The sequence below is a fragment of the Apibacter raozihei genome, from assembly GCF_004014855.1.
Classification (GTDB): Bacteria; Bacteroidota; Bacteroidia; order Flavobacteriales; family Weeksellaceae; genus Apibacter; species Apibacter raozihei.
This window is the reverse complement of the sequence record NZ_CP034930.1, coordinates 380,583-403,379: the sequence shown is the minus strand read 5'-3', so window position 1 is coordinate 403,379 and position 22,797 is coordinate 380,583. Positions and strand designations below refer to the sequence as shown.

Genomic DNA, 22,797 nt, shown 5'->3' with positions numbered 1-22,797 from the left:
AAAATTAAAATTTAGTTTTAAAAAAAATATTTAATCATTTGTTTAAAACAAAAAATTAGTTACATTTGCTATTCATTTGTTTAAAGATTGAAATTATATCGAGTTAAATATTCAACATACATATGATTACAGAAACAGTTATGGATAAAGATATTTCGACTGAAGAAAAAATAAAAAAAGCAGCTAAAAAAGTTTTTCAGAAAAAAGGTTTTGGTTTAACCCGTACAAGAGATATTGCAGAAGAGGCGGATATTAATCTAGCCTTACTGAATTATTATTATCGTAGTAAAGAAAAGTTATTTGAGATTGTTATGCAGGATAGTATGAGAGAGATGCTTTCTTATATAAGTACAATTATAAATGATGAGAATACTTCCTTGTCGGAAAAAATTGATGCTGGCGTAGCTAGATATATTGATGGTTTAATGGAAAATCCGCATTTACCGGTATTTGTTTTTAGTGAATTACAGGCTAATCCGGTTAAGTTACTTGATAAATTAGGAATTCCTGATCAATTAATAGCTCATAGTTCCATGTATAGTCAGTTGCAGGATCAAATAGACAAAAAAAATCTGGATCTTACGCCGCTTCATCTTTTTGTTAATCTTGTATCATTATCTATATTTCCTATTATGTCAAAGCCATTACTATCCAACATACATAAGATGGAAGAAAGCGAATACCTTCAATTTATAGAAGAGCGTAAAATAATGATTCCTATATGGTTAAAAGCTATGTTGCAACTTGAAAACACGTAATTTAATGAAAAAGAAAGTTTATTTATTTTTAGGCATGTTATCCTTTTCATTAGGGGGCATGGCGCAGAATATGCTAATTACATTGGAAGAATGCCAAAAAAAAACAAAGGAAAATTATCCACTGATTCGTCAATATGATTTAGTTTCTTTAACTGAAAAATATAATCTTGAGAATCTGGTTAAAAATTTTTATCCGCAAATATCTTTAAACGGGCAGGCATCTTATCAGTCGGATGTGACCAAAATGCCTATAAAAATACCCGGAATGAATGTTCCCACCATGGATAAAGATCAATATAAAATAACTCTGGATGTTTCACAGGTTCTTTGGGATGGGGGGACCATACGTTCTCAGTCAGTCATAACCAAAGCCAATGCTGCTCTTGAAAAATCAAAAACAGATGTTTCGCTATATGCCGTGCAGGATAAGGTTAACCAATTATATTTTGGAATATTGACTCTCGATGAACAATTAAAGCAATTGGATGTTTTGACTTCGGATTTACAAACGAATTATAATTGGGTGGCAGCTATGCTTAAAAATGGTGTGGCAATGGTTTCAGATTTGGATTTGGTAAAAGTGGAGCTTTTAAATGCTGAACAAAATAAAATTGAGATGCAAACCATGCGTGAAGCTTATCTGGAAATGCTGTCCTTATTTGTTCATGAAAGCTTAGATCCTTCCACAAAACTGGAACAACCTGGAGATATTTTAGACTGGGAACATGAGATTCGTCGTCCGGAGCTCTCTTTTTACGAAAGTCAAAGAGGTTTGTATAAAGCACAGGAATCCTCTGTAAAGGCTAAAAATTCTCCAAAATTTTCTCTATTTGCACAAGGAGGATACGGAAAACCAGGACTTAATATGCTGGAACCTGATTTTAAAACATTTGCTATAGGAGGTTTGAGATTAAACTGGAACTTCGGAAATCTTTATACAAGAAAAAATGAAAGAAAACTAATAGAAAATAACCGACAACAAGTCAATGTTCAGGAAGAAGTTTTTCTTTTTAATACTCAGGTACAATTGACACAGATAAAAAATGAAATTGGAAAATATCAGAAATTATTGGAAAAAGATAATGAAATTATCCAATTAAGAAACCGGGTAAAATTAGCAGGAGAAAGTAAATATAAAAATGGAATATATCAGATGAATGACTGGATAGGAGACATAAATGCGGAAAACCGAGCCAGAATCACTCAGGCATTACATAAAATGCAATACTTACAAACAATATACAATTATAAATATGTACAGGGTAATTAAAATGAAAAACAGCATCTTACTCGCAGGATTATTTTCAACGATCATATCCTGTAACCGAAATACTTTTGAACATGATGCTTCTGGGACTTTTGAAGCAACGGAAATAATAGTTTCATCTGAAGCTAGCGGAAAACTGGAGTCTTTACAACTAGTAGAAGGAGATGTATTGAAAAAAAATCAATATGTGGGTTATGTAGATAGTACACAGCTCTTTCTTAAAAAAATGCAGTTAATGGCTGCAAATAAAGCAATTCAGGTTAAGCGACCAGATATACCCGTACAAGTATCCTCGTTACAGGAGCAGCTATCTAAAGCAGAATTTGAAAAAGAGAGAATACTTAAGCTACTGGCAGATAATGCAGCTACTCAAAAGCAGCTGGATGATGCCAATTCACAGATAGCCGTGCTTAAAAAATCAATAGATGCTCAGGTGAATACTTTATCAACCTCTGTTAAAGGGCTCGATGAAGAAACCAACACGAACAAAGTACAAATTTCTCAAATTGAAGATCAGCTGCAAAAAAGTAAGATTATCAATCCTATTGAAGGTACGGTTTTAAATAAATATATTGAAGAAAAAGAAATTGTAACTCAGGGTAAGCCCTTATACAAAATAGCTGATACCAAAAATCTTTTTTTAAGGGCATATATAGTTGCCGGACAGCTGGAAAAAGTAAAAATAGGACAAAAAGTTACCGTTTATATAACTCTTTCCGAAAATAAGCAGAAAAGTTATCCCGGTACTATCAGCTGGATATCAGATAAAGCTGAATTTACACCAAAAACAATCCAAACACAAGATGAAAGACAGAATCTGGTATATGCTGTAAAAATTGCAGTAAAAAATACGGATGGACTTATTAAAATCGGAATGTACGGAGATGTAAATTTTTAATAAGATTAACTTTTATTTCTTAAAATAAATTTATGAGTAGTGCTATATCAATTCAAAATATAACTAAAATTTATCCGGGTAAGCCACCCGTAAAAGCCTTGGATTGCGTAAATCTGGAAATTAAAAAAGGAGAGTTATTCGGACTTATAGGCCCCGATGGTGCAGGAAAAACATCTCTTTTCCGTATTCTGACCACTCTGCTGGTTCCTGAGGAAGGAAAGGCAAGTGTAGAAGGTTATGATACGGTAGATAAATTCAGGGAAATAAGAGATAAAGTAGGATATATGCCAGGAAAATTTTCCTTATATCAGGATTTAACGATAGAAGAAAATCTTAATTTTTTTGCTCATGTATTTAATACTTCAGTAGAAGAAAATTATAATTTAATAAAAGACATTTATGTACAAATAGAACCATTCAAAAAAAGAAGAGCAGGCAAATTATCAGGAGGTATGAAGCAGAAGCTAGCTTTATGTTGTGCATTAATACATAAGCCGACAGTTTTATTCTTAGATGAACCTACGACCGGAGTAGACCCGGTTTCCAGAAAAGAATTCTGGGAAATGTTAGAAAGATTGAAAAAACAGGGTATTACAATTATGGTGTCCACTCCGTATATGGACGAAGCCGGTTTGTGTGATAGGATTGCTTTAATACAATCGGGAAAAATACTATCGGTTGACACCCCTCAACAAATTGTGAAGGAATATCCCTATCATCTGTATTCTTTAAAGTCCAAAAATAACTATCAGATGCTACAGAAGCTTCGTAAACAGGAAGAAATTTCTTCCTGTTATATTTTCGGAGAATATCTGCACATAACCTTTAAAAATGATAAAGTAGAAATACCTGGAGCAGAAGTAAAAGAAATACAGCCAGGTATTGAAGATTGTTTTATTTATTTAATGAAGAAAGATGAAAGCCATAACAGCCAGTCAATTAACTAAAAAATTCGGAGATTTTATTGCTGTAGACCGTATTACTTTTGAAGTTTCCAAAGGTGAAATCTTTGGGTTCCTTGGAGCTAACGGAGCAGGAAAAACTACAGCCATGAGAATGCTCTGCGGACTTTTGTATCCAACATCGGGAGAAGGTAAAGTAGCTGGTTTTGATATTTATAAGGAAGCCAATAAGATTAAGCAAAATATCGGGTATATGAGTCAGAAATTTTCACTTTATGAAGATTTGACAATACGTGAAAATATGAGGCTTTTCGGTGGGATTTATGGAATGGAAACTAAAGATATTAAAAACAAAACAGAACATGCTTTGGCTGAACTGGGGTTGTTTTCAGACAAAAACACATTGATAAGTTCTCTACCTTTGGGTATTAAACAGAAGGTATCTTTTGCAGTTTCAACCTTTCATTCTCCAAAAATTGTATTTCTTGATGAACCTACCGGCGGAGTAGATCCCATAGCTCGAAGAACCTTTTGGGAAATGATTTATAAAGCATCGGAGCAAGGAATGACCATTTTTGTAACTACCCATTATATGGATGAAGCAGAATATTGTCATCGTGTTTCTATCATGGTTGATGGAAAAATAGAAGCCTTAGATACACCTGCTCATCTGCGGGAAAAATATCAGGCAAATACTATGGATGAAGTTTTTCAGCTACTTGCAAGAAAAGCAGAAAGAGATGAATAATTTCATTTATAAAAAAAATCACCTTAAATAGCTAATGGACAGATGAAACAATTTTTAAGCTTTATAAAAAAAGAACTTTATCATATTACACGGGATGTACGAACAATGTGTATGCTGCTGCTTATGCCCGTAGCCCAGCTTATGATTTTTGGTTTTGCAATCACAACGGAAATAAATAATATCCCCTTTGTTGTTTTGGATAAATCTCAAACTATTCAATCTCAACAATTGATTGAACGATTCAACGGGAGTAAATATTTTAATTTGAAGAGATACTTTAGTGAAGTCTCTGATATTGAAAACAGTTTTCGAAGAGGAGAAGCAAAGCTGGCAATTGTAATTCCCGCTGGATTTGCAGATGATTTGTATCATTCAGGAAATACAGATATACAGCTTATAGCTGATGCATCTAACCCTAATGAGGCTTCAACCGTAACCAACTATGCTCAACAAATAATCTTTCAATATCAGCAACAGCAAATAGCCAATGTTGACCGGGTACCTTACACATTAGAAGGTCAGGTGAAAATGTTATACAATCCTCAGCTTAAAAGTGCCTATAATTTTGTACCAGGGATTATGGGTTTGGTCTTAATGCTTATATGTGCTATGATGACTTCAATTTCAATAGTAAGAGAAAAAGAACAGGGTACTATGGAAATACTTTTAGTTTCTCCACTAAGACCTATCAGTATTGTTCTTGCAAAGGCTGTACCTTATTTGCTTATTTCCATTATTGATATAATTTCCATTTTAGTATTGTCTGTCTATGTGTTGGATGTGCCTATTGCAGGAAACTTAGTTTTACTTCTTTTTTTATGTACAATATTTACTTTGTCAACGCTTTCACTGGGGTTATTAATATCATCTGTAACTAAAACCCAGCAAACCGCCATGATGATTTCAGGTATGGGATTAATGTTACCCACTTTATTACTTTCGGGACTTATTTTTCCAGTAGAAAATATGCCATTACCTTTGAGAATTGTCTCTAATTTGTTACCGGTTACCTGGTTTATAACTGCTGTAAAGGACGTTATGATCAAAGGATTGGGATTATATTCTATACTTAAAGAATGTCTTATTCTTATTGGAATGACAGCATTTCTATTATTGGTGAGCGTACGAATGTTTAAAAACAGATTATGAAAATACTTAAATTTTTATTACAAAAGGAATTCATTCAGGTTTTCAGGAATAAGACCATGTTACGAATGATATTTATGATGCCTGTTTTACAATTAATGCTTTTACCCTGGGCGGCAACTTTTGAACAGAAAAATATACTTTTAAGTGTCATCGATAACGATCATAGTCCCGTATCGGAAAAACTCGTTGAAAAAGTAATAGCTTCCGGCTATTTTAAATTGGCAGACTATTCATCCTCTTATAATCAGGCAATTAAGTCAATTGAAAAAAATCAGGCTGATTTAATTCTTGAGATTCCCCGTAATTTTGAATCTGATTTTATCCGCGATCAAAAAGCTGAAGTTATGCTTTCAGTTAATGCTGTTAATGGACAAAAGGCAGGGCTGGGTGCTTCATATATGGCACAGATTCTGGCTTCGTACAATCAAGAAATGAAAGGACAGGTAATTACAAATTCTCCTATAACTATTCAATCGTATTATAAATACAACAAAGAAATGAATTACCGTAATTTTATGGTGCCGGGTATATTGGTCATGCTGCTGAGTATAATAGGAGGAGCTATGTCGGCATTAAATATAGTTAAAGAAAAAGAAGACGGTACTATAGAACAAATCAATGTTTCTCCGGTTCCGGAATATATATTTATAATTGCTAAAGTCATACCTTTCTGGGTTATCGGTATGTTTATACTTACGGCCGGAATATGCTTAGCCTGGCTGATTTATGGTTTGTTTCCGGCAGGTAATCTATTAGTAATTTATTTATTTGCCTTTTTTTATTTACTAGCCTTTACGGGTTTTGGTCTTATCATTTCTAATTATTCTTCTACGCAGCAGCAAGCTATGTTTGTGGTATTTTTTGCCATGATAATATTTTTTCTTTTAAGCGGTTTATATACTCCCATCAGCAGTATGCCTTCCTGGGCACAGAAAGTAACCTTACTAAATCCTGTTCGTTATTTTATCGATGTAATGAGATTGGTATACATGAAAGGTAGCACACTCAGGGATATATTTCCACAACTTTCAGTAATTGTGGGGTTTGCTATATTTCTTAATCTTGGTGCTATTGTAAGCTATAAAAAAACTAATTAAAATTTAAATAAAATTGGTTTTATTTTTGTACCTATGATTTAAAATCTGGAAATTTATAAACTAAACTTTAGTTTAAAGAGCTAGAAAAGTACAAAATAAATAAAAATAGAGCATCCAAATTATATTTAAATGAAATACAAATTAGTTAACTCCTTTTTTTGGGGTAATTCAGTAGCTTTATCCTGGTTGTGGGGATTAGGATTATTTTTTTCAGTGCAAATGACCTTTTTATTTGGTCTGACAGGTCTGTTTAGTTTTGCATTTTTAAATGCACTCGGATTATTTATGTTTGGATACGGAACACAAAAGATAGCACAGAGAGATAAGGGGCAAGAATCTCTGGAAAGATTTTTTAAGAGATGGTCCAAACCTTTTCGTTTAAGTTTATATCTATATCAGCTTTTAGCTGTAGCACTTACTATATTTGCCATTGTAAATTATTTACTTCGTCCGTTACTCATATCCTATTGGCCAGGATGGGATGAACAGGGAAGCATACTTCAATTATTTACTTTGCTTTTAGTTGTTGCTCTGGTATTATCCGCAGCATGTCTGGTGGGGGAAGAGTTTACCATAAAATCTATTAAATACTGGCATTTATTAGTAGGAATTCTTATAGCCGTTATAGCTAGTGCTTTACTTTTATATTTACAACCGCAGGTGCTTAATGACCCTGCAGCATGGATAACTGAAAATAACAGTAAACCTATATTTTGGGGATATATGATACCTATTCTCATAGGTTTTTTTGTAGGTCCCTGGCTCGATTTACAGCAGTGGCAGAGAGCTATACAAATGCGAAAAGAGAATACAAATATAGCCTCCGGATATTTTTTTGGAGCTTTATTGTTTTTTTTATTTCTCATTTTTCATGGAGTATTAGCCAGTTACGTATTCAATAGTGACTGGTTCTCTCAGGATATGGCATCCGTTGGCTTAGGAGGACTTACCTATGGTCACGAAATGATTGTAAACTATATGGTGTATTTTCATTCTGTAATGCCCTGGTGGGTTCCTGCAGGTTATTATTGTTTTATAGCACTTGCCGTTTTGACTACCCTTGATAGTGGCTATGTTGCTACTAAATGGTTTCTTAAAGAGAATTCCAAAACCAGTAATAACCCGGTGCTTTCTATGATTCCATCTAATATTATAGACTCACCAATAGTTACATATCTTACAGCAGCACTTATAGCTGTTTTCGGGGTTCTTACCGACTGTGAAATTGAATATTTTATGGTGTTTTATGCAACGTTTTTTGTTGCTTATGCTGCCTTGGGAATTGCACGGTGTTTTGTACCTAATTCACAGCATTCACTTCCTCAGGTTAAACTTTTTTCAATAGGAGCGTTTTCTTTAGTGGTTTTTGCCAGTGGATATTTTATGCAGGTAGCGTGGGTAATGATTATGGGGTCTATTTTACCTATATTTTACGTTATCTGGCTGGTTCTTAATACAGATTTACTTAGAGTTGTTAAGGAAAAAGTAGAAGAAGTTATGGATGCAGCATCAGAGATACCAGTGTTAAGGACTCTTTCAAAAGCTACTCAAACGGTTATAAATGGTAAAACTGAAGAAGTAAGCACAGGCAGTCATTTTGAAGGAAAATGGTTTGTACACTCTTTTATGGCGACTTATGCAGATACTAACTCTGTAGGGAATGTTTATTTCGGAGTATATGCATTATGGGTAGGAAAAACAAGGGAATTGTTTTTTAATTACGTATTGCCAGATTTTAATTTAAAGGATACTACTTTTTTAATTCTTACCCGTTCATTCGAGCACAAATATATTAATGAAACCAGGGAATTTGAAAAAATCAGTGTTAAAATACGTGCATCAGAGTACAACCGAAAGTTTGCAACTTTAGAACATCAGGTTTTTGACTCTGCTGGAAATTTATTAGGAAAGGGCAAACAACAATTAATATTTGTTTCTCCTAAAGATTATAAAATTCTGGATATTCCGCCGGAAGTAATTAAAGCTTTTATGCCTTATATGTAATTAATAAAATAAGTACTTTTGTTTGTGATTAAAATTAAGATAAAAAATTATCTTACAAATTTTGTTTTAAGTATTTTACAGGGATAAACTCTAATTTCATATTTTTTAACCTTTAATAACTGGATAAATTATTTATTATCCCATTATTTGAATTCAATAAACAGTTTTTGAATAAATTTACATATTTAAATAGTTTTTTTAATTAAAAGAATTTAATTTATTGTTTATATTAAAAAAAATAAACAATAAAAAAAGTAACAAAGGTTAATATATAAAACTATTTATATTATTATGAAACTTGTAAAGTGGTACATGGATTTTATCGATGATAAAGGAATGACATGTATAGCATATGCTGCAAAATTAAAATTAATGGGGATTCCTCTGGGTTACTCTGCATTTTTACAAGGAAGTCCGAAAGAATCATTTATTGAAAAATACAGTCTCAAATATGAATTTCCTGAAGAAAATCAGGCTGAGTATTTTTGGAATTCAGACGAATTTAATAGTAAAATTATATGGAAATCCGGAGAGAGTAGAACTACTCCTGTCAGCCTTTGGAAATCCGGAGAAGGAGAAGTAATCTGGAATAACATACTTCCACGAGCACGAGCACAGGCAAAAATTTCAGGACAAAATTATACAGGGTTAGGATATGTGGAATGTATGAGTATAGATTTACCTCCTTGGAAACTTCCAATAAAAATTCTGCGTTGGGGACGATTTGTTTCGGAACAGATTGCTTTGGTCTGGATTCACTGGAAATTAAAAGATAGCGGTGAAAAACAATGGTTATTTTTAGATGGAAATTTGCAACAAAATATAAAAATAAAGGATTCATTTATTGAATACAAAGCAGGAAGACTGGAAATTCAGCAGGGACATACAATACGAAACGGATTGTTAAAGGATACTGCATTTAAACGGACACCCATGTTAAAAATGCTCTTTCCTGAAAGTGTTTTAAATATAAATGAATACAAACGTTTGGCACCAGGGGAATTAAAAACAGAATCTGGGAATATACATAAAGGATGGATTATAGATGAAACAGTTATTTTCTAAAGACAGTACAATAGGTAAAATAGTTTATGGAGCAATGTTTTGTTTTGTGCTTCCGGTTATTTTAGGGTTTTGGGCTTATCGACTGGATATTTTGATTCCCGGATTACCCAAAGTAAAAACAGGGATTTATCTTCCGGTTCTTTTTATTGTGTCTGGAATTTGGTTTATGATTAAAGGAATGTGGCATTTGTGGAAAGATGGAAAAGGATTGCCTATGAATGCATTTCCCCCTTCCGAATTTGTGCGAAAAGGAGTTTACCGCTGGATTTCCCATCCAATTTATTTGGGAAGTGTACTTACTTTAGCCGGAATCTTTTTTTTATTTGGATTAGCTTCCGGAGTATGGATCATAATACCTTGTTTTATCGTGGGAATTTTTGTTTTATTATTTGGATATGAAATTCCTGATTTGCAGAGAAGATTCGGCAAAGAATATAAAGAAGCCGAAACGGTTTTTCCAGCTTTCAGTAACAAAAAACCAACAGCAGGAAATCGTCTGGCAGCCTATTTTTTTATATTGATTCCCTGGCTGTTAATTTATCTGTATTTGTCAGAACTGCTTCCAGTTGAAAATTTACATGATACGTATTTTTCTGTAGAATATACCTGGAAAGTACAAACTTGGGCCGTAATTCCATATTTAGTAACCTATCTTTGGGTAGCCATAGTCCCGTTAGTAGCTAAAAGCCAAAAGTCATTACGAAGGTTTATGTTTGCCGGAATTTTAGGTAGCATGATCGGATTTTCCTGTTTTGTACTTTTTCCATTAGGAGCAACCCCGCGTCCGTTCATTGTACGGGATGTTTGGGGAGAATGGCTGCAAATACAACGGGAGATGGATACGTCGGCCTGTGCATTTCCTTCCCTTCATGTATTCTGGGCTTGTCTGTCTGTGATTGTATGGAAGGAAATTATATCAAAATGGATATCTTGGGGAATAGCAATGCTTATAAGTATAAGTTGTATCCTTACCGGAGTTCATTCAGTATTGGACGTAGTTTCCGGATTTATACTGATGCTTGTATCTCTTCAATATTCACAGATTTACAAAATGATATTGCTTTATTGTGAAAAACTGGCAAATAGCTGGCAGGAATGGAAAGTAGGTAAGGTTCGGATTATAAATCACGGAGTGTATGTAGGTTTGGCTTCTGGTTTTGGATTGTTGCTGATGGGCCTTTTCTTACCTCAGATTCCTTTCTGGAAACTTGCAGTAGTCAGTCTGGCAGGATTGGTAGGAGCCGGAATCTGGGGGCAATGGCTGGAAGCATCCAGTCAATTGATGCGTCCTTTCGGTTACTATGGAGGAGTATTCGGAGGTTCCGTTGCGATGATTTTGGTAGGATTTCAGGATTTCTGGCAGTTAAGTGCGGCTTTTGCCTGTGTAGCTCCTTGGGTTCAGGCAGTAGGACGTTTGCGCTGTTTTGTGCAAGGGTGTTGCCACGGCAGGGTATGTAATGAAAAACACGGAGTACATTACCGGAAACCGCTGAACCGGGTGGTGCGTATTGCCGGACTGTACAATCGACCGGTTTATCCTACTCAGTTATATTCCATTATAGGTAATTCATTCCTTATAATTTTGTTATGGACTTTAGCATTTCATGGTTTACCTGCTTCCCTGATCATTGGGTTGTATCTGTTTTTTAGTGCCTGTTTTCGTTTTTTTGAAGAAGCTTTCCGCGGAGAGCCTCAAACACCTTCGTATTCACATTTGTCTGTTTATCAATGGTTAGCGGTAGGTTTTGCAATGGCAGGTATTATTCTCAGTATGTTTTCTTCGCCTGAAATGAATCTTCATTTTGTCTGGCGAAATGATGTTTTATTTACCTCCTTAGCATATGGAGTATTGGTATGGATGGCCATGGGAGTTGATGTTCCGGATTCCCAAAGGCCTATGTCCCGTTTGACTTGATTGTATGGAATTAAATGGATAAAACAATAAAATAAAAGCAATTAATAACTATGATTCATATTTAATTTATCATCACTTAATTATTTGTTGTACATATAAAGTATTGAAAAAGATTTTTAAGTTTACTGAATTTTAAGGTTAATAATTTGAAAATATTTCATTCAGTACCTTTGCCAGGCGAAGGCCGCCTTTTAGAAGTTGGAGATCCAGTATTTCCTTATGATAATATGCATATTGATAATCCAGTTTTTCGTAGGTTTTTATTTCATCATACACTTTATCGGCCAACAAATACGAATCATATATCCAGTATTTTAAATCACCACTAGCTAAATTTTTATTTACTTTTTTTGAATGAATATCAAGTAAGGAGGAATATTCAGTATAGCTATATTTATAATAATCAATTAATTTGGAATCCCATACAGAATGTAAATTAGTTTTTGATGAAAACCAGTTTACTTCAATCTTGTTGCCCCCTAAATCTTCCTCGCGACCTATGTGAAGAGGTTGTTCCAGATCTCCTATTAAATGAATCAAGAAATAAAGGGAAACCCTTCTTTCGCTTAAAGAAAGTGATTCATTTTTTAATTTTGTTGTATTTAGATTGATGGCGGAATATATATTTTCTACCGGGTAGTTTTCAAGATTGACAGAAAGTTGCTCGAAGGTAAGTCCTGATTGAAAGTTTACGTAATGCCAGTTAAAAGTATGTTGCCAGCTAAGGGTAGAGTCAGATCTTATTTCATCGGGCCAGTTTGCCCAATAAGCCATAGAAGATCCTTCCAACAGTTTTTTTATTTCTTTTTTTGCCTTACGATTTAAATTTCTTTCGGCTATTTCAGCCACAACCCTATGTCCGGTTAGTCCCCAGGCATGAAGTTCAGCAGAAAAGGTTAAAAGCATAGCAAAAACTACCAGACAGAATCTTTTATTGCTTATTTGTCGCATATGTTTTATATAAAAATAGACTTATAAAATTAGTGAAAAATGCATTTATTCAAGGTTTTCACCTTTAGTGTAATTTTCTAAAGCTCCTTTAGGATCAAATTCTCCTTCCCATTTGGCAACAACTGCGGAAGCTAAACAATTTCCAACAACATTTACAGTGGTTCTTGCCATGTCCATAAGTTGATCGATTCCCAGAATCATTAAAATAGGCCATTCAGGAAGTCCAAAAGAAGATGCTGTACCCATCAAAATAACCAATGATGCACGAGGAACCCCGGCAACCCCCTTACTGGTTACTATTAAAACTAATACCATGATTAATTGATGTGAAAAAGACATATGAATACCTGCTGCCTGAGCTACAAATACACTTGCAAGAGATAAATATAAAGTAGTCCCGTCTAAATTAAAAGTGTATCCTGTAGGCATTACAAAAGCCACGATTTTTCTGGGCACACCTAATCTTTCCATAGCAGTCATAGCCTTAGGTAAAGCCGCCTCAGAGCTTGCAGTGGAAAAGGCAATGGAAGCCACTTCACCGATTTCAGAGAAAAATCTTTTCATAGGCATTCCAATAAGTAATGCTATGGGTATAAAAATTAAAAGAATAAATACGATTAACGCTGCGTATAAGGTCATTAAAAGTTTTAATAAAGGAAGAAAAGCATCTAGTCCCATTTCAGCAACAGTATGCGCCATAGCTCCTAAAACTCCTAGTGGTGCAAAATACATAATAATATTGGTGAACTTAAACATAGTGTCTGCCAGGCTATCTGTGAAATTAACTAATAAAGTTCGTTTTTTTTCACTTACCATAATTAGTGCTATACCAAAAATAATACTGAAAATAACAATTTGTAATACTTGTCCTTCAGCTACTGATTTAGCAATATTTTCAGGGAATATATGTAATATAATATCTTCCCATGATTGAGTTGCTACCTGAGGTAACTCTCCATTATGACTGGCTATTTGTTTAGTTCCTACACCTGCTTTTGTTATATTGATGGCAGCTAAGCCTAAAAATAGAGCAATGGTTGTAACCACCTCAAAATATAGAAGTGATTTCCATCCCATCCTTCCTACTTGCTTTAAATCGGAATGACCGGCAATTCCATGAACTAATGTGGCAAATATTAAAGGAGCTATAATAGTTTTTATAAGTTTAAGGAAAACTTTACTCAATACCTGTAAATTTTTGCCTAAATAAGGAAAATCATAACCCAGACAAGCTCCCATTACTAAAGCTATAAATATCCAAGCAGTTAGACTTTTTTTTCCGAATCCATAAATAATTAATCCAGCGACGCAAGCCCATCTGGAAATAAATAATACGTTACTGGAAATACCTCCAAATAAATAGTCGATGGCATAGATAATTGCTGTTAAGGTAAAAAGTAGTATAGGAAATAAGGTGAATAAGTGAGATTTTTTCATATTAATTACTTAATAATTTAATGGTTTATTAGTTTGAATGCCTGTCAAAGGCGTGGTTTTAAGTGTATAGCCAAAAGTGGCAGTAGCAAATATATCAAATATTTGATAAATATAACTATAGTGTTTTGAAGTGATTACAAAGTTTTGTAATACACTATGTTAGTTGCTTTTTTTTAATTTATTCCGGACTATTTCAAAAATACCGGGAACAACAGAAGCGATGATTATAATAACCATAACCAAAGGTAAATTATTTTGAACCCAAGGTATATTTCCTACAAAATAGCCTAAAAATAGGAATAGGACAACCCAGATAATTGCTCCAATGATGTTATAGGAAAAAAAGTATTTATAACTCATGCGTCCCATTCCGGCCACAAAGGGGGCGAAAGTTCTTACTATAGGAACAAAACGTGCGAGTATAATGGTTTTACCACCATGTTTTTCATAAAAATCATGAGTTTTTTGAAGATAACTTTGTTTAAAAATTTTTGAATTCGGGTTACTGAAAAGTTTATGACCGAAATATTTACCTATTTCAAAATTTACCGAGTCTCCAAGTATAGCTGCTAAAATTAATAACAACGCTAAAAAATAAACATTGAGTTCGTTACTGGATGCTGCAAGAGCTCCTGCTGCGAAAAGCAAAGAATCACCTGGAAGAAAAGGAGTAACTACCAGTCCGGTTTCGCAGAAAATAATTAAAAATAATATAGCATAGACCCATACTCCGTACATTAGCATTAAGTTGTCAAGATGCTTATTGATGTGAAGAATGAAATCTAGTAAAGAGTATAAATGTTCCATGAATATTCAGATTAATTGAATTTAAATTAGTAATAAGGCGTGTTTATAATATTAAAATTATAAAAATGAACTTTCGTATTATCAGCAAAGATAATAAAATCATTGAGTACAAGTAAATGAAACTTGGTGAATCTGTAATATTTTTATGACAAAAATTCCTTTTTTTTAGATATTTACGCAATCCAACAAGACAATATGTCTTGTTGGGTTTTTTTGTTAATATTTTAATTTATTAATAATCAATTAATTATAATATTATTTGTCTTATTTGGTCTGAGTTTTGAATATTTTGTTTTGTAAATCTTAAAAAATAAAAAAATTATGACTGATATAGTTAAAACAAACAACAAGAGTTTTGGGAATTTATTGGATGAAATTTTTTCAAATGCTCCTGCATGGAACAGAACTGAAGTGAAATTTCCACCCGTAAACATATCTGAAGATAAAGATAGTTATCTTGTAGATTTATTTGCTCCCGGTCTGGATAAAAATGATTTTAAAGTGAGTCTTGAAAAAGGACTTTTGACTATCAGCTACGATAAAAAGTCTGAAACCAGCGAGAAAAAGGCTCATAGAGTAGAATATTATCATACAAGTTTTAAACGTAGCTTTACTTTAGATGAAAATAATATTGATGAAACTAAAGTTGATGCCTCTTATAAAGATGGAGTGTTAAAACTTATTTTACCTAAAAAAGAACACACCGAAATGGCTCCTAAACAAATTGAAGTAAAATAGTAGAATCAATATGACAAATATTGAGAAGATAATTTGAGTTAAGGATAACAAGTATAAAGGCCGGTAATTTATATTTTCCGGCCTTTTTTTAGCAAAATTTATAATTTTTATTTCTTCTTTAAAGCAGCTAAATATCTTTTATTGACTTCTTTCCAGTTTACAATACTCCAGTAGGATTTAATATAATCAGCTCTTCTATTCTGATAACTTAAATAATAGGCATGTTCCCAAACATCAAGCCCAAGAACAGGTACACCTTTGAGATCAGCAATATCCATTAATGGATTATCCTGATTAGCTGTAGATGTTACTTTTAATTTCCCGTCTTTATCCACAATCAGCCATGCCCATCCAGAACCGAAACGGCTAGCAGCAGCTTTGTCAAATTCTGCTTTAAAAGTATCTAATGAGCCGAATTGTTTTTCAATTGCTTTAACAACTTCTCCTTCAGGCTTAGAATTGTTCTCAGGTGTTAAAACGGTCCAGAATAAAGAGTGATTATAGTGACCTCCTCCGTTATTTCTTACCGCCGTACGAATATCATCGGGTAAATTGTTCAAGTTCATAATCAGTTCTTCAACCGTTTTTTTAGAGTACTGCGGATATTTCTGAATTGCTGCATTCAGGTTATTTACATAAGCAGCATGGTGCTTAGTATAATGTATACGCATGGTAGTAGAATCAATATGAGGCTGTAAAGCATCATAGGAATAATCTAATTTTGGAAGACTGAATTGGGCAGAAATTTTTAATGCAAATAGTAGTAGTGTCGTCAGAAAAATGGTTTTAATTTTCATGTTAACTTATTATTTATTGGGTTTAATTAATTGGATTTATTTTCTGCAGGATACTTTATTTTAATATTTCTTTTTATAATAGTTAATATCGGACAGTTAATTTGTTTTTTCATATTCTTTATGTAAGAAAACACAAAACGATTAACTTACCTTTATTGCTCGCGGGGTATAATTTGAAGCCATTTCTGCAAATAATTTAATATGAGATGGTGTGGTGCCACAGCAACCACCTAAAATATTTACTAATTCGCTATCCAGATATAATTTTACCTTTTCCGCCATCATTTCAGGGGTTTCGTCATATCCACCCAATGGATTTGGTAATCCTGCATTTGGATAAGCACTAACATAAAAAGGTGAATATTTAGCTAAAATTTCCAGGTATTGATATAATTGGTCTGCTCCTAAAGCACAATTCAGACCTATCGATAGCAAAGGTAAATGAGATAATGATACTAAGAATGCTTCTGTTGTCTGTCCGGATAACGTTCTTCCGGCAGCATCTGTAATAGTGCCTGAAGCCATTAATGGAAGTGATTTGCCTGTTGAGTCAAAAGCTTCTTCAATACCGAAAAATGCAGCCTTAGCATTTAAAGTGTCAAATATTGTTTCAACTAGAAGAAGATCCGAGCCCGCATCAATTAATGCTATAGCTTGTTCCTTATATATTTGGGCAAGAAAATCAAAATCGACTTCTCTGTATGCCGGATCATTCACATCAGGGGAAATAGAAGCAGTTTTAGAAGTAGGTCCTATAGAGCCGGCAATATACAAAGGGCGAAAAGTATGTTTATCGTAATATTCATCTCTTGCTTCCTTTGCTGCTTTAACAGAAGATATATTGAGTTCATTTACCCAATCCTGCATATCATAATCAGCCATTGAAATTCTGTTAGCATTGAAAGTATTGGTTTCAACTATATCAGCTCCAGCTTCAAAATATTCTAAATGAATATCTTTAATTATTTCAGGCTGGGTAATAGATAATAAGTCATTGTTACCTTTAATATCTTTATGCCAGTTTTTAAATTCTTTACCTCTGTAATCTTCTTCTTTCAGTTTATGCTGTTGGATCATGGTTCCCATGGCACCATCCAAAATAAGTATCTTATCTTTAATCAGATCTTCAATTTTCATTTGCTATAACATCAGTTATACAAATATACATAATCTGTAGATGCAAAATTTATATGTATCATATACTCTATTGATAGCTCTATAGCCGGATAAATGAATAGGGCATATTTAAGCAAACTCATAGGAATACAAAACTATTTTTCGGACATAGGATGGGATAGTTTAATAGTAACAGGACCGGAACCCATAATTTTTTTAAGTTGAGAAGGTTTATTAATTTTTCCTAGTAAAGTATACTGATAGGTTGTTGGAAAAGTTTTATAAAAAATAACTAAAGTTTTTGTACCATAAAGCATGATATCTCCTTCGCTTATAATATTGGGATAATAATCTGAGGTAGGAATTTCAAGAGGAAGATTTCCATATTTTTCATTATCGTTCAAATCATTCATTTTGATAGTTAAAGGTAATAGCTTTATAAGTTCTTTAGCAGCTTCAGTATTTGATAAAGTAGCCTGTAAAATATGATCATTAATGGTAATAGTAAAAAACATTTTTTGACGGTCTTTTGAAGTTGAAGTAAATGAAGTAAAATTTTCCCTGTTCCTGTTTTTTAAGTCAACACATGAATATAAAAACAATGATGTAATTAAGCAGATAAATGGTTTAACCACGTTATTCAGATTTAATTTTTCGAATTATTTTTGCAGGATTTCCTGCTACAATAGTAGAATCGGGTACATCCTTTGTGACTACAGAACCTGCGGCAACTATGGAATTTTCCCCTATGGTTACACCGGGTAATAGTATGGCAGCTGCACCGATCCATGCATTGGGTTTCACGAGAATAGGTTTGGCATAAACGTTTGATCTTAATTCAGGAATTTCCGAATGATTTTCAGTAATAATATTTACATTAGGACCGACAAAAACTCCGTCTTCTAAAGTTATTCCTCCCCGATCCATAAAAATGCATCCACTGTTAATAAAAACTTTTTTACCTAAGCGTATGAATTGTCCGAAATCACTGTAGAAAGGAGGGACTATCCATGTTGACTTATCTATTTTTTGTTTTGTAAGCTTTTCTATAATAACCCGTGTTTCTTCTTTGGTATGATACGAGGAATTAAGTTCTCCCGTAATTCGCATGCCGCGAATCAATGCTTTATACAATTCTGGATATTCAGGATCACTGTCAAGTATAAGTTCTCCTTTTCGCATTCTTTCAAATATGTCCATATTAATTTTTGTATTATTAATAAATTAATTTATCACAAAATTAATGGAGATAATGCTATACGCCTTTGTTTATAAGCTCAATGTTTTTTGTTTAAAAGCTCATGATTTTCAAGTGGGGGTAAATCACTGTAAGATATTTCTAAAAAATCATCTCTTTGGAGAATATCCATATTGCTTTTTAAAAGCCGAATAAAAATGAGATAAATTTTTAAATCCGACTTCAGAATAAATTTCACTTACTTTTTTGTTTTTATCCTGTAATTTTTCATAAGCGGTTTCTAATCTTTTATTGATAATCCATTTCTGAGGCGGAACCTTACTGATTTTAGCAAAATCCCTTTTAAAAGTTGCCAGGCTTCTTCCTGTATAAGCGGCAATTTCACTCATGGTAAGATCATCCGTATAATTTTCATTAAGAAAATCCAAAATATCAATTTTCCAGGGATTTGAAAAATCAAATAGTATAGGGAAGAAAACAGCATCGGTTCTTAATAGGCAATGAAGACTTTCCTGCTCTTTTAAATTTATAATTTCAGTAGAGGGCGAAACCGAAGAGTTAAAGTAAGGAGTCAAAGACAGGAAAAGACTTGTAACATCTGGTCGGGTAGGTATTCTGAATGTATTTTTTTCAGGAGCTTTAATATCTTCAGGAATATATTTTTTATCAATTTTTTTAAAAAAATTTAGCAGAAAGTTTCGTTTAAAAGTCATAGAGATCCCTTTATACTGATCTTTTCCTGAAAAAACTTTTCTCATTTTAACTCTGTGATTACGTCTAATAAATACGCATTCTCCAGCACCAACAATAGTTTCTTTATTGTATTCTTCGATTATAAGTTTTCCCGAATACAGGTAAACCAGTGTATGGTCTTTGGTTGCATGAACACAACTGGTGTCATTATCGTAAAAGCAGGATAAGAAGACACCTGAATAATTCAATGTTTCTGATGTATTCATTTTTTTTAACAAAATTAAGAGAATTTTTTATTTGTTTTATTTCTGTAAAGCTCAATAAAAATCGTTGACAAGTTCAAAATAATTTTCAGGCTTAAGGTATAAAAATATCATTAATGAATATTCACTGTAACAACAATAAAAGTGAGATTATATCTCACTTTTATTATTAACTATAGTAAATATATCTTAATTACTGAGCAACAAATTCAAGATTTACTAAAAGTTTAACATCATTAGCTACAACCATCCCACCTGCTTCAGTTAACTGACTCCAGTTAAGACCAAAGTCTTTACGGTTTATTTTGCCAGATAGTTCAAAACCGGCTCTTCTATTACCCCATGGATCTTTAATAATACCACCAAAGTCTGCATCTAAAATTATTTCTTTTGTAACGTCTCTAATGGTTAGATTGCCCGATATTTTTCCATTTTGCAAACCAGAAGTACTTTTAAATGATAATTTTGGATATTGAGCCGAATCAAAAAAGTCAGCAGATTTTAAATGGTTATCCCTATCTTTCATTTTAGTATTTATGGATTCAATTTCTACTGAAAATTGAAATTCTGCATTTGAAAAATCATCAGAGTCTGATTCTACTGAGCCGTCAAATTCAGTGAATTCTCCGGTAACAGTTGAAATTACCATGTGTTTAACTTTGAAGAATACTTCTGAATGTGATTTGTCTATTGACCATTTTGTTGTCATATGTTTAAAGTTTTTAAAAGGTTTAATTTTCATCTTCTTCAAAAAGGGCAGACAAAAATAAATTTCATTATAGTGTGTTTATTTATTGAATAATGAATGAAGTCATGGATAAAGACCCCAAAACAATCTTATCATTAAAAAATTCTAATTTCTCCTGTTTATTTTTTACTGCCATTATATAAAGAAGTGGCAAATAGTGTTCCGGAGTTGGAATAGAATACAAAATTTCTTTACCCAATTTTTGGTATTCGATTAAAGAAGAATAATTTTCATTTACTATCAGCTCTTTTAATGTGTTATTTGCTTCATATGCCCAATCATAACATTCTGTAGGTGAATTCCATTTTAGTTTTTGTAAATTATGAACTATATTTCCACTTCCGATAATCAATATGCCTTTTTCTCTTAAAAATGATAGCTCTTTAGCTATAAAGAAATGTTCTTTACTATTTTTAGAATAATCCAGACTCATTTGTAAGATAGGCACATCTGCTTCAGGATATAGATGTTTAATAACACTCCAGCATCCATGATCTAATCCCCAGTTTTCATTTAGCCCAATAGAAGCCGAGGTAAACTTTTGCTGTATATTTAAAGCTAATTCCGGATCTCCATGAGCAGGATAACTGAATTCATACAAATCTTTCGGAAATCCATAAAAATCATGTAAAGTCCGTGGAGTTTTCATTGAAGTAACCCAGGTTCCGTTTGTTTCCCAATGAGCAGAAATGCATAAAATTGCCCGCGGTTTTTGAGGGATTTTTTCTTTGATTTTTTTCCATCCCTGAGTAAATTCGTTATCTTCAATTGCATTTAAAGGGCTGCCATGCCCTAAAAATAATGCAGGCATTTTGTGGGAGTTTTTAAATGGTTGATTTAATATGTTTAATGAATTCAGACTCATGATATACTATTTTAATAAGCAGCAGTAAATAGTTTTTTTATAAATTGTTTATTATTAACTTCATCTAAAACCGCTACTGCCGTATCTTCTACCGAAATTCGGCTTATTCCGTTTTCGTCCGTTACAGGACTATCAGAACCCAGTCGATAGTTACCCGTCCTTCCTGTATTTACATTTGGATTCATCTCAGGAGCTGGAGCAAAATAAGTCCAATTAAGATAAATGTCATTTTTCAGGACATTAAAATAATCTCTGCAAGATCTTGCACCTGATACTATGGACGAAGGAAAGTCAGAATTGTCAACCAGCTGTTTACCGTCTACTTTTAAAGTTCCGGCTCCACCAATCATGATAAGCCTCTCCACATCAGCTAGTTTAGATGCATTTTCAATATCCTGAAATCCCTGCATATTATCATTATATAAATTAGGGTTTCTCCATCCTGCATTAAAAGCACTGATTACGATATTTACACCGCTTAACGCTTTGGTTAAAGCTTCTACATTGTATATATCTATTGATAAAGATGAGACTGAAGGTAAATTTTTATTTGAAATCTTATCTTTATTTCGGGTAATTGATAAAACATCCAAATTTCTAAGTAATGCCTCATTTAAAAGTGCGGAACCTACAAAACCAGAGGTTCCGATTATAGCTATTTTCATTATATTCAGGTATTTATGATTTGAAAGAATGTAATGCTTAAATATAAGAATTAGCGTTATTTATGCAATATGATTTTACTCAGCTACAAATTCCAAATTAGATAGAAGATTTACCTGATCACTTACTACGGCTTCCGGGAAATTAGTACCTACACTAAAATCTGATCTTTTGAAAGTTCCGGTAACGGTAAATCCATAGGTTTGTTTCTTAGACATTGGGTTAACAGTAGTTCCGTTATATTTTAAGTTTAGAGTAACAGGTTTGGTTATGCCATGTATTGTAAGATTTCCTTTCAATATATAATTGTTGCTTTTTCCTTTAGTTGTAGAAGTAGTAACAAATGTAAGAGATGGATATTTTTCAACATCAAAAAAATCAGCACTTTTTAAATGATTATCTCTGGCCTCAATTCCTGTATCAATAGAATTAGTTTCAGCAGTAACAGTAAATTTGGCATCAGAAAAATCAGATTTCGTATGATCAAGCTTAACATTAAACTTTTTAAATTCCCCATCAACTGAAGATATGGTCATGTGAGTTACAGCAAATTGTAGCTTAGCATGATAAGGATCCATAGTTAGTTTTTGTCCGTTTACAAATAATGTAGCAAATGCTAATGTCAGAGTCAATAATAAATTTTTCATGTTTTTTATTTTTTTATTGAAACAAAGGTAATACCGGTTAGTAATACAAATTCTTGATCTAGGATAAGAAA

The 22,797-nt window shown here is 33.0% G+C and carries 23 protein-coding genes; 11 read left to right on the top strand and 12 right to left on the bottom strand.

Going from position 1 to position 22,797, the window contains the following annotated elements; all coding sequences use genetic code 11:
- Nucleotides 1-122: 122 nt before the first annotated feature.
- The 10 genes from EOV51_RS01825 (at nt 123) to EOV51_RS01780 (ending at nt 11,803) form a co-directional block, all read left to right on the top strand.
- Entirely contained in the window at nt 123-758 is a 636-nt protein-coding gene (locus EOV51_RS01825) for a TetR/AcrR family transcriptional regulator (RefSeq protein ID WP_221410488.1), read from the top strand.
- Nucleotides 759-762: 4 nt separating this feature from the next.
- A complete protein-coding gene (locus EOV51_RS01820) occupies nt 763-2,028 on the top strand; it encodes a TolC family protein (protein ID WP_128149261.1) in 1,266 nt (421 codons plus the stop codon).
- A gap of 1 nt (nt 2,029) precedes the next feature.
- A complete protein-coding gene (locus tag EOV51_RS01815) occupies nt 2,030-2,923 on the top strand; it encodes an HlyD family secretion protein (protein ID WP_228427680.1) in 894 nt (297 codons plus the stop codon).
- A 32-nt stretch (nt 2,924-2,955) separates the two neighbouring features.
- Nucleotides 2,956-3,870: an ABC transporter ATP-binding protein gene (locus EOV51_RS01810; RefSeq protein ID WP_128149257.1), complete on the top strand. Its 915-nt coding sequence runs from the start codon at nt 2,956-2,958 to the stop codon at nt 3,868-3,870.
- Complete coding sequence (locus EOV51_RS01805) at nt 3,839-4,573, top strand: ABC transporter ATP-binding protein (RefSeq protein WP_128149255.1); 735 nt, start codon at nt 3,839-3,841, stop codon at nt 4,571-4,573. The genes EOV51_RS01810 and EOV51_RS01805 overlap by 32 nt, the downstream gene beginning before the upstream one ends.
- 42 nt (nt 4,574-4,615) lie before the next feature.
- Nucleotides 4,616-5,722 (top strand): ABC transporter permease, encoded by a 1,107-nt coding sequence (locus EOV51_RS01800; protein ID WP_128149253.1) that lies wholly within the window; start codon nt 4,616-4,618, stop codon nt 5,720-5,722.
- On the top strand, nt 5,719-6,819 hold the full coding sequence (locus EOV51_RS01795) for an ABC transporter permease (protein WP_221410486.1): 1,101 nt from the start codon (nt 5,719-5,721) through the stop codon (nt 6,817-6,819). The genes EOV51_RS01800 and EOV51_RS01795 overlap by 4 nt, the downstream gene beginning before the upstream one ends.
- A 129-nt stretch (nt 6,820-6,948) precedes the next feature.
- Nucleotides 6,949-8,823, top strand: a complete 1,875-nt coding sequence (locus tag EOV51_RS01790) for an acyl-CoA thioesterase (RefSeq protein ID WP_128149251.1) — start codon at nt 6,949-6,951, stop codon at nt 8,821-8,823.
- 291 nt (nt 8,824-9,114) lie between these two features.
- The gene (locus tag EOV51_RS01785; RefSeq protein ID WP_128149249.1) at nt 9,115-9,888 is read left to right on the top strand and encodes a hypothetical protein; all 774 of its coding nucleotides are present in this window, start codon (nt 9,115-9,117) and stop codon (nt 9,886-9,888) included.
- Nucleotides 9,869-11,803 (top strand): prolipoprotein diacylglyceryl transferase family protein, encoded by a 1,935-nt coding sequence (locus tag EOV51_RS01780; RefSeq protein WP_128149246.1) that lies wholly within the window; start codon nt 9,869-9,871, stop codon nt 11,801-11,803. The genes EOV51_RS01785 and EOV51_RS01780 overlap by 20 nt, the downstream gene beginning before the upstream one ends.
- A 138-nt stretch (nt 11,804-11,941) precedes the next feature.
- Here EOV51_RS01780 and EOV51_RS01775 read toward each other — a convergent pair whose 3' ends face one another.
- From EOV51_RS01775 to EOV51_RS01765, 3 genes are all read right to left on the bottom strand, one after another.
- On the bottom strand, nt 11,942-12,754 hold the full coding sequence (locus EOV51_RS01775) for a S1/P1 nuclease (protein ID WP_228427679.1): 813 nt from the start codon (nt 12,752-12,754) through the stop codon (nt 11,942-11,944).
- Between the two features lie 45 nt (nt 12,755-12,799).
- The gene (locus EOV51_RS01770) at nt 12,800-14,191 is read right to left on the bottom strand and encodes a dicarboxylate/amino acid:cation symporter (RefSeq protein WP_128149244.1); all 1,392 of its coding nucleotides are present in this window, start codon (nt 14,189-14,191) and stop codon (nt 12,800-12,802) included.
- Between the two features lie 159 nt (nt 14,192-14,350).
- A complete protein-coding gene (locus EOV51_RS01765; RefSeq protein WP_128149242.1) occupies nt 14,351-14,998 on the bottom strand; it encodes a DedA family protein in 648 nt (215 codons plus the stop codon).
- Nucleotides 14,999-15,319: 321 nt separating this feature from the next.
- Here EOV51_RS01765 and EOV51_RS01760 point away from each other — a divergent pair, with 321 nt between their 5' ends.
- Entirely contained in the window at nt 15,320-15,736 is a 417-nt protein-coding gene (locus tag EOV51_RS01760) for an Hsp20/alpha crystallin family protein (protein WP_128149240.1), read from the top strand.
- Nucleotides 15,737-15,843: 107 nt separating this feature from the next.
- Here the strand turns inward: EOV51_RS01760 and EOV51_RS01755 are convergent, their stop codons facing one another.
- The 9 genes from EOV51_RS01755 to EOV51_RS01715 form a co-directional block, all read right to left on the bottom strand.
- Complete coding sequence (locus EOV51_RS01755) at nt 15,844-16,533, bottom strand: superoxide dismutase (RefSeq protein ID WP_128149238.1); 690 nt, start codon at nt 16,531-16,533, stop codon at nt 15,844-15,846.
- Between the two features lie 141 nt (nt 16,534-16,674).
- Nucleotides 16,675-17,670 carry a homocysteine S-methyltransferase family protein gene (locus EOV51_RS01750; protein ID WP_128149236.1) on the bottom strand — a complete coding sequence of 332 codons (996 nt, stop codon included), beginning with the start codon at nt 17,668-17,670 and terminating at the stop codon, nt 16,675-16,677.
- Between the two features lie 134 nt (nt 17,671-17,804).
- On the bottom strand, nt 17,805-18,284 hold the full coding sequence (locus EOV51_RS01745; protein ID WP_228427677.1) for a cyclophilin-like fold protein: 480 nt from the start codon (nt 18,282-18,284) through the stop codon (nt 17,805-17,807).
- 1 nt (nt 18,285) lies between these two features.
- A complete protein-coding gene (locus tag EOV51_RS01740; RefSeq protein WP_128149234.1) occupies nt 18,286-18,849 on the bottom strand; it encodes a sugar O-acetyltransferase in 564 nt (187 codons plus the stop codon).
- Nucleotides 18,850-18,996: 147 nt separating this feature from the next.
- Nucleotides 18,997-19,806 carry a helix-turn-helix domain-containing protein gene (locus tag EOV51_RS01735; protein WP_128149232.1) on the bottom strand — a complete coding sequence of 270 codons (810 nt, stop codon included), beginning with the start codon at nt 19,804-19,806 and terminating at the stop codon, nt 18,997-18,999.
- A gap of 190 nt (nt 19,807-19,996) precedes the next feature.
- Nucleotides 19,997-20,512, bottom strand: coding sequence for a YceI family protein (locus EOV51_RS01730; protein WP_128149230.1), 516 nt, complete (start codon nt 20,510-20,512; stop codon nt 19,997-19,999).
- An 82-nt stretch (nt 20,513-20,594) separates the two neighbouring features.
- Nucleotides 20,595-21,416 (bottom strand): 4,5-DOPA-extradiol-dioxygenase, encoded by an 822-nt coding sequence (gene ygiD / locus EOV51_RS01725; protein WP_128149228.1) that lies wholly within the window; start codon nt 21,414-21,416, stop codon nt 20,595-20,597.
- Between the two features lie 11 nt (nt 21,417-21,427).
- On the bottom strand, nt 21,428-22,081 hold the full coding sequence (locus EOV51_RS01720; RefSeq protein ID WP_181951004.1) for an NAD(P)-dependent oxidoreductase: 654 nt from the start codon (nt 22,079-22,081) through the stop codon (nt 21,428-21,430).
- Between the two features lie 75 nt (nt 22,082-22,156).
- The gene (locus EOV51_RS01715) at nt 22,157-22,726 is read right to left on the bottom strand and encodes a YceI family protein (protein WP_128149224.1); all 570 of its coding nucleotides are present in this window, start codon (nt 22,724-22,726) and stop codon (nt 22,157-22,159) included.
- Nucleotides 22,727-22,797 lie beyond the last annotated feature (71 nt).

Excerpts from the sequence above, each read along its gene's own strand:
- EOV51_RS01825 (WP_221410488.1), top strand. The coding sequence starts at position 123 with ATGATTACAGAAACAGTTATGGATAAAGATATTTCGACTGAAGAAAAA.
- EOV51_RS01820 (WP_128149261.1), top strand. The coding sequence starts at position 763 with ATGAAAAAGAAAGTTTATTTATTTTTAGGCATGTTATCCTTTTCATTA.
- EOV51_RS01815 (WP_228427680.1), top strand. The coding sequence starts at position 2,030 with ATGAAAAACAGCATCTTACTCGCAGGATTATTTTCAACGATCATATCC.
- EOV51_RS01810 (WP_128149257.1), top strand. The coding sequence starts at position 2,956 with ATGAGTAGTGCTATATCAATTCAAAATATAACTAAAATTTATCCGGGT.
- EOV51_RS01805 (WP_128149255.1), top strand. The coding sequence starts at position 3,839 with ATGAAAGCCATAACAGCCAGTCAATTAACTAAAAAATTCGGAGATTTT.
- EOV51_RS01800 (WP_128149253.1), top strand. The coding sequence starts at position 4,616 with ATGAAACAATTTTTAAGCTTTATAAAAAAAGAACTTTATCATATTACA.
- EOV51_RS01795 (WP_221410486.1), top strand. The coding sequence starts at position 5,719 with ATGAAAATACTTAAATTTTTATTACAAAAGGAATTCATTCAGGTTTTC.
- EOV51_RS01790 (WP_128149251.1), top strand. The coding sequence starts at position 6,949 with ATGAAATACAAATTAGTTAACTCCTTTTTTTGGGGTAATTCAGTAGCT.
- EOV51_RS01785 (WP_128149249.1), top strand. The coding sequence starts at position 9,115 with ATGAAACTTGTAAAGTGGTACATGGATTTTATCGATGATAAAGGAATG.
- EOV51_RS01780 (WP_128149246.1), top strand. The coding sequence starts at position 9,869 with ATGAAACAGTTATTTTCTAAAGACAGTACAATAGGTAAAATAGTTTAT.
- EOV51_RS01775 (WP_228427679.1), bottom strand. The coding sequence starts at position 12,754 with ATGCGACAAATAAGCAATAAAAGATTCTGTCTGGTAGTTTTTGCTATG.
- EOV51_RS01770 (WP_128149244.1), bottom strand. The coding sequence starts at position 14,191 with ATGAAAAAATCTCACTTATTCACCTTATTTCCTATACTACTTTTTACC.
- EOV51_RS01765 (WP_128149242.1), bottom strand. The coding sequence starts at position 14,998 with ATGGAACATTTATACTCTTTACTAGATTTCATTCTTCACATCAATAAG.
- EOV51_RS01760 (WP_128149240.1), top strand. The coding sequence starts at position 15,320 with ATGACTGATATAGTTAAAACAAACAACAAGAGTTTTGGGAATTTATTG.
- EOV51_RS01755 (WP_128149238.1), bottom strand. The coding sequence starts at position 16,533 with ATGAAAATTAAAACCATTTTTCTGACGACACTACTACTATTTGCATTA.
- EOV51_RS01750 (WP_128149236.1), bottom strand. The coding sequence starts at position 17,670 with ATGAAAATTGAAGATCTGATTAAAGATAAGATACTTATTTTGGATGGT.
- EOV51_RS01740 (WP_128149234.1), bottom strand. The coding sequence starts at position 18,849 with ATGGACATATTTGAAAGAATGCGAAAAGGAGAACTTATACTTGACAGT.
- EOV51_RS01735 (WP_128149232.1), bottom strand. The coding sequence starts at position 19,806 with ATGAATACATCAGAAACATTGAATTATTCAGGTGTCTTCTTATCCTGC.
- EOV51_RS01730 (WP_128149230.1), bottom strand. The coding sequence starts at position 20,512 with ATGACAACAAAATGGTCAATAGACAAATCACATTCAGAAGTATTCTTC.
- ygiD (WP_128149228.1), bottom strand. The coding sequence starts at position 21,416 with ATGAGTCTGAATTCATTAAACATATTAAATCAACCATTTAAAAACTCC.
- EOV51_RS01720 (WP_181951004.1), bottom strand. The coding sequence starts at position 22,081 with ATGAAAATAGCTATAATCGGAACCTCTGGTTTTGTAGGTTCCGCACTT.
- EOV51_RS01715 (WP_128149224.1), bottom strand. The coding sequence starts at position 22,726 with ATGAAAAATTTATTATTGACTCTGACATTAGCATTTGCTACATTATTT.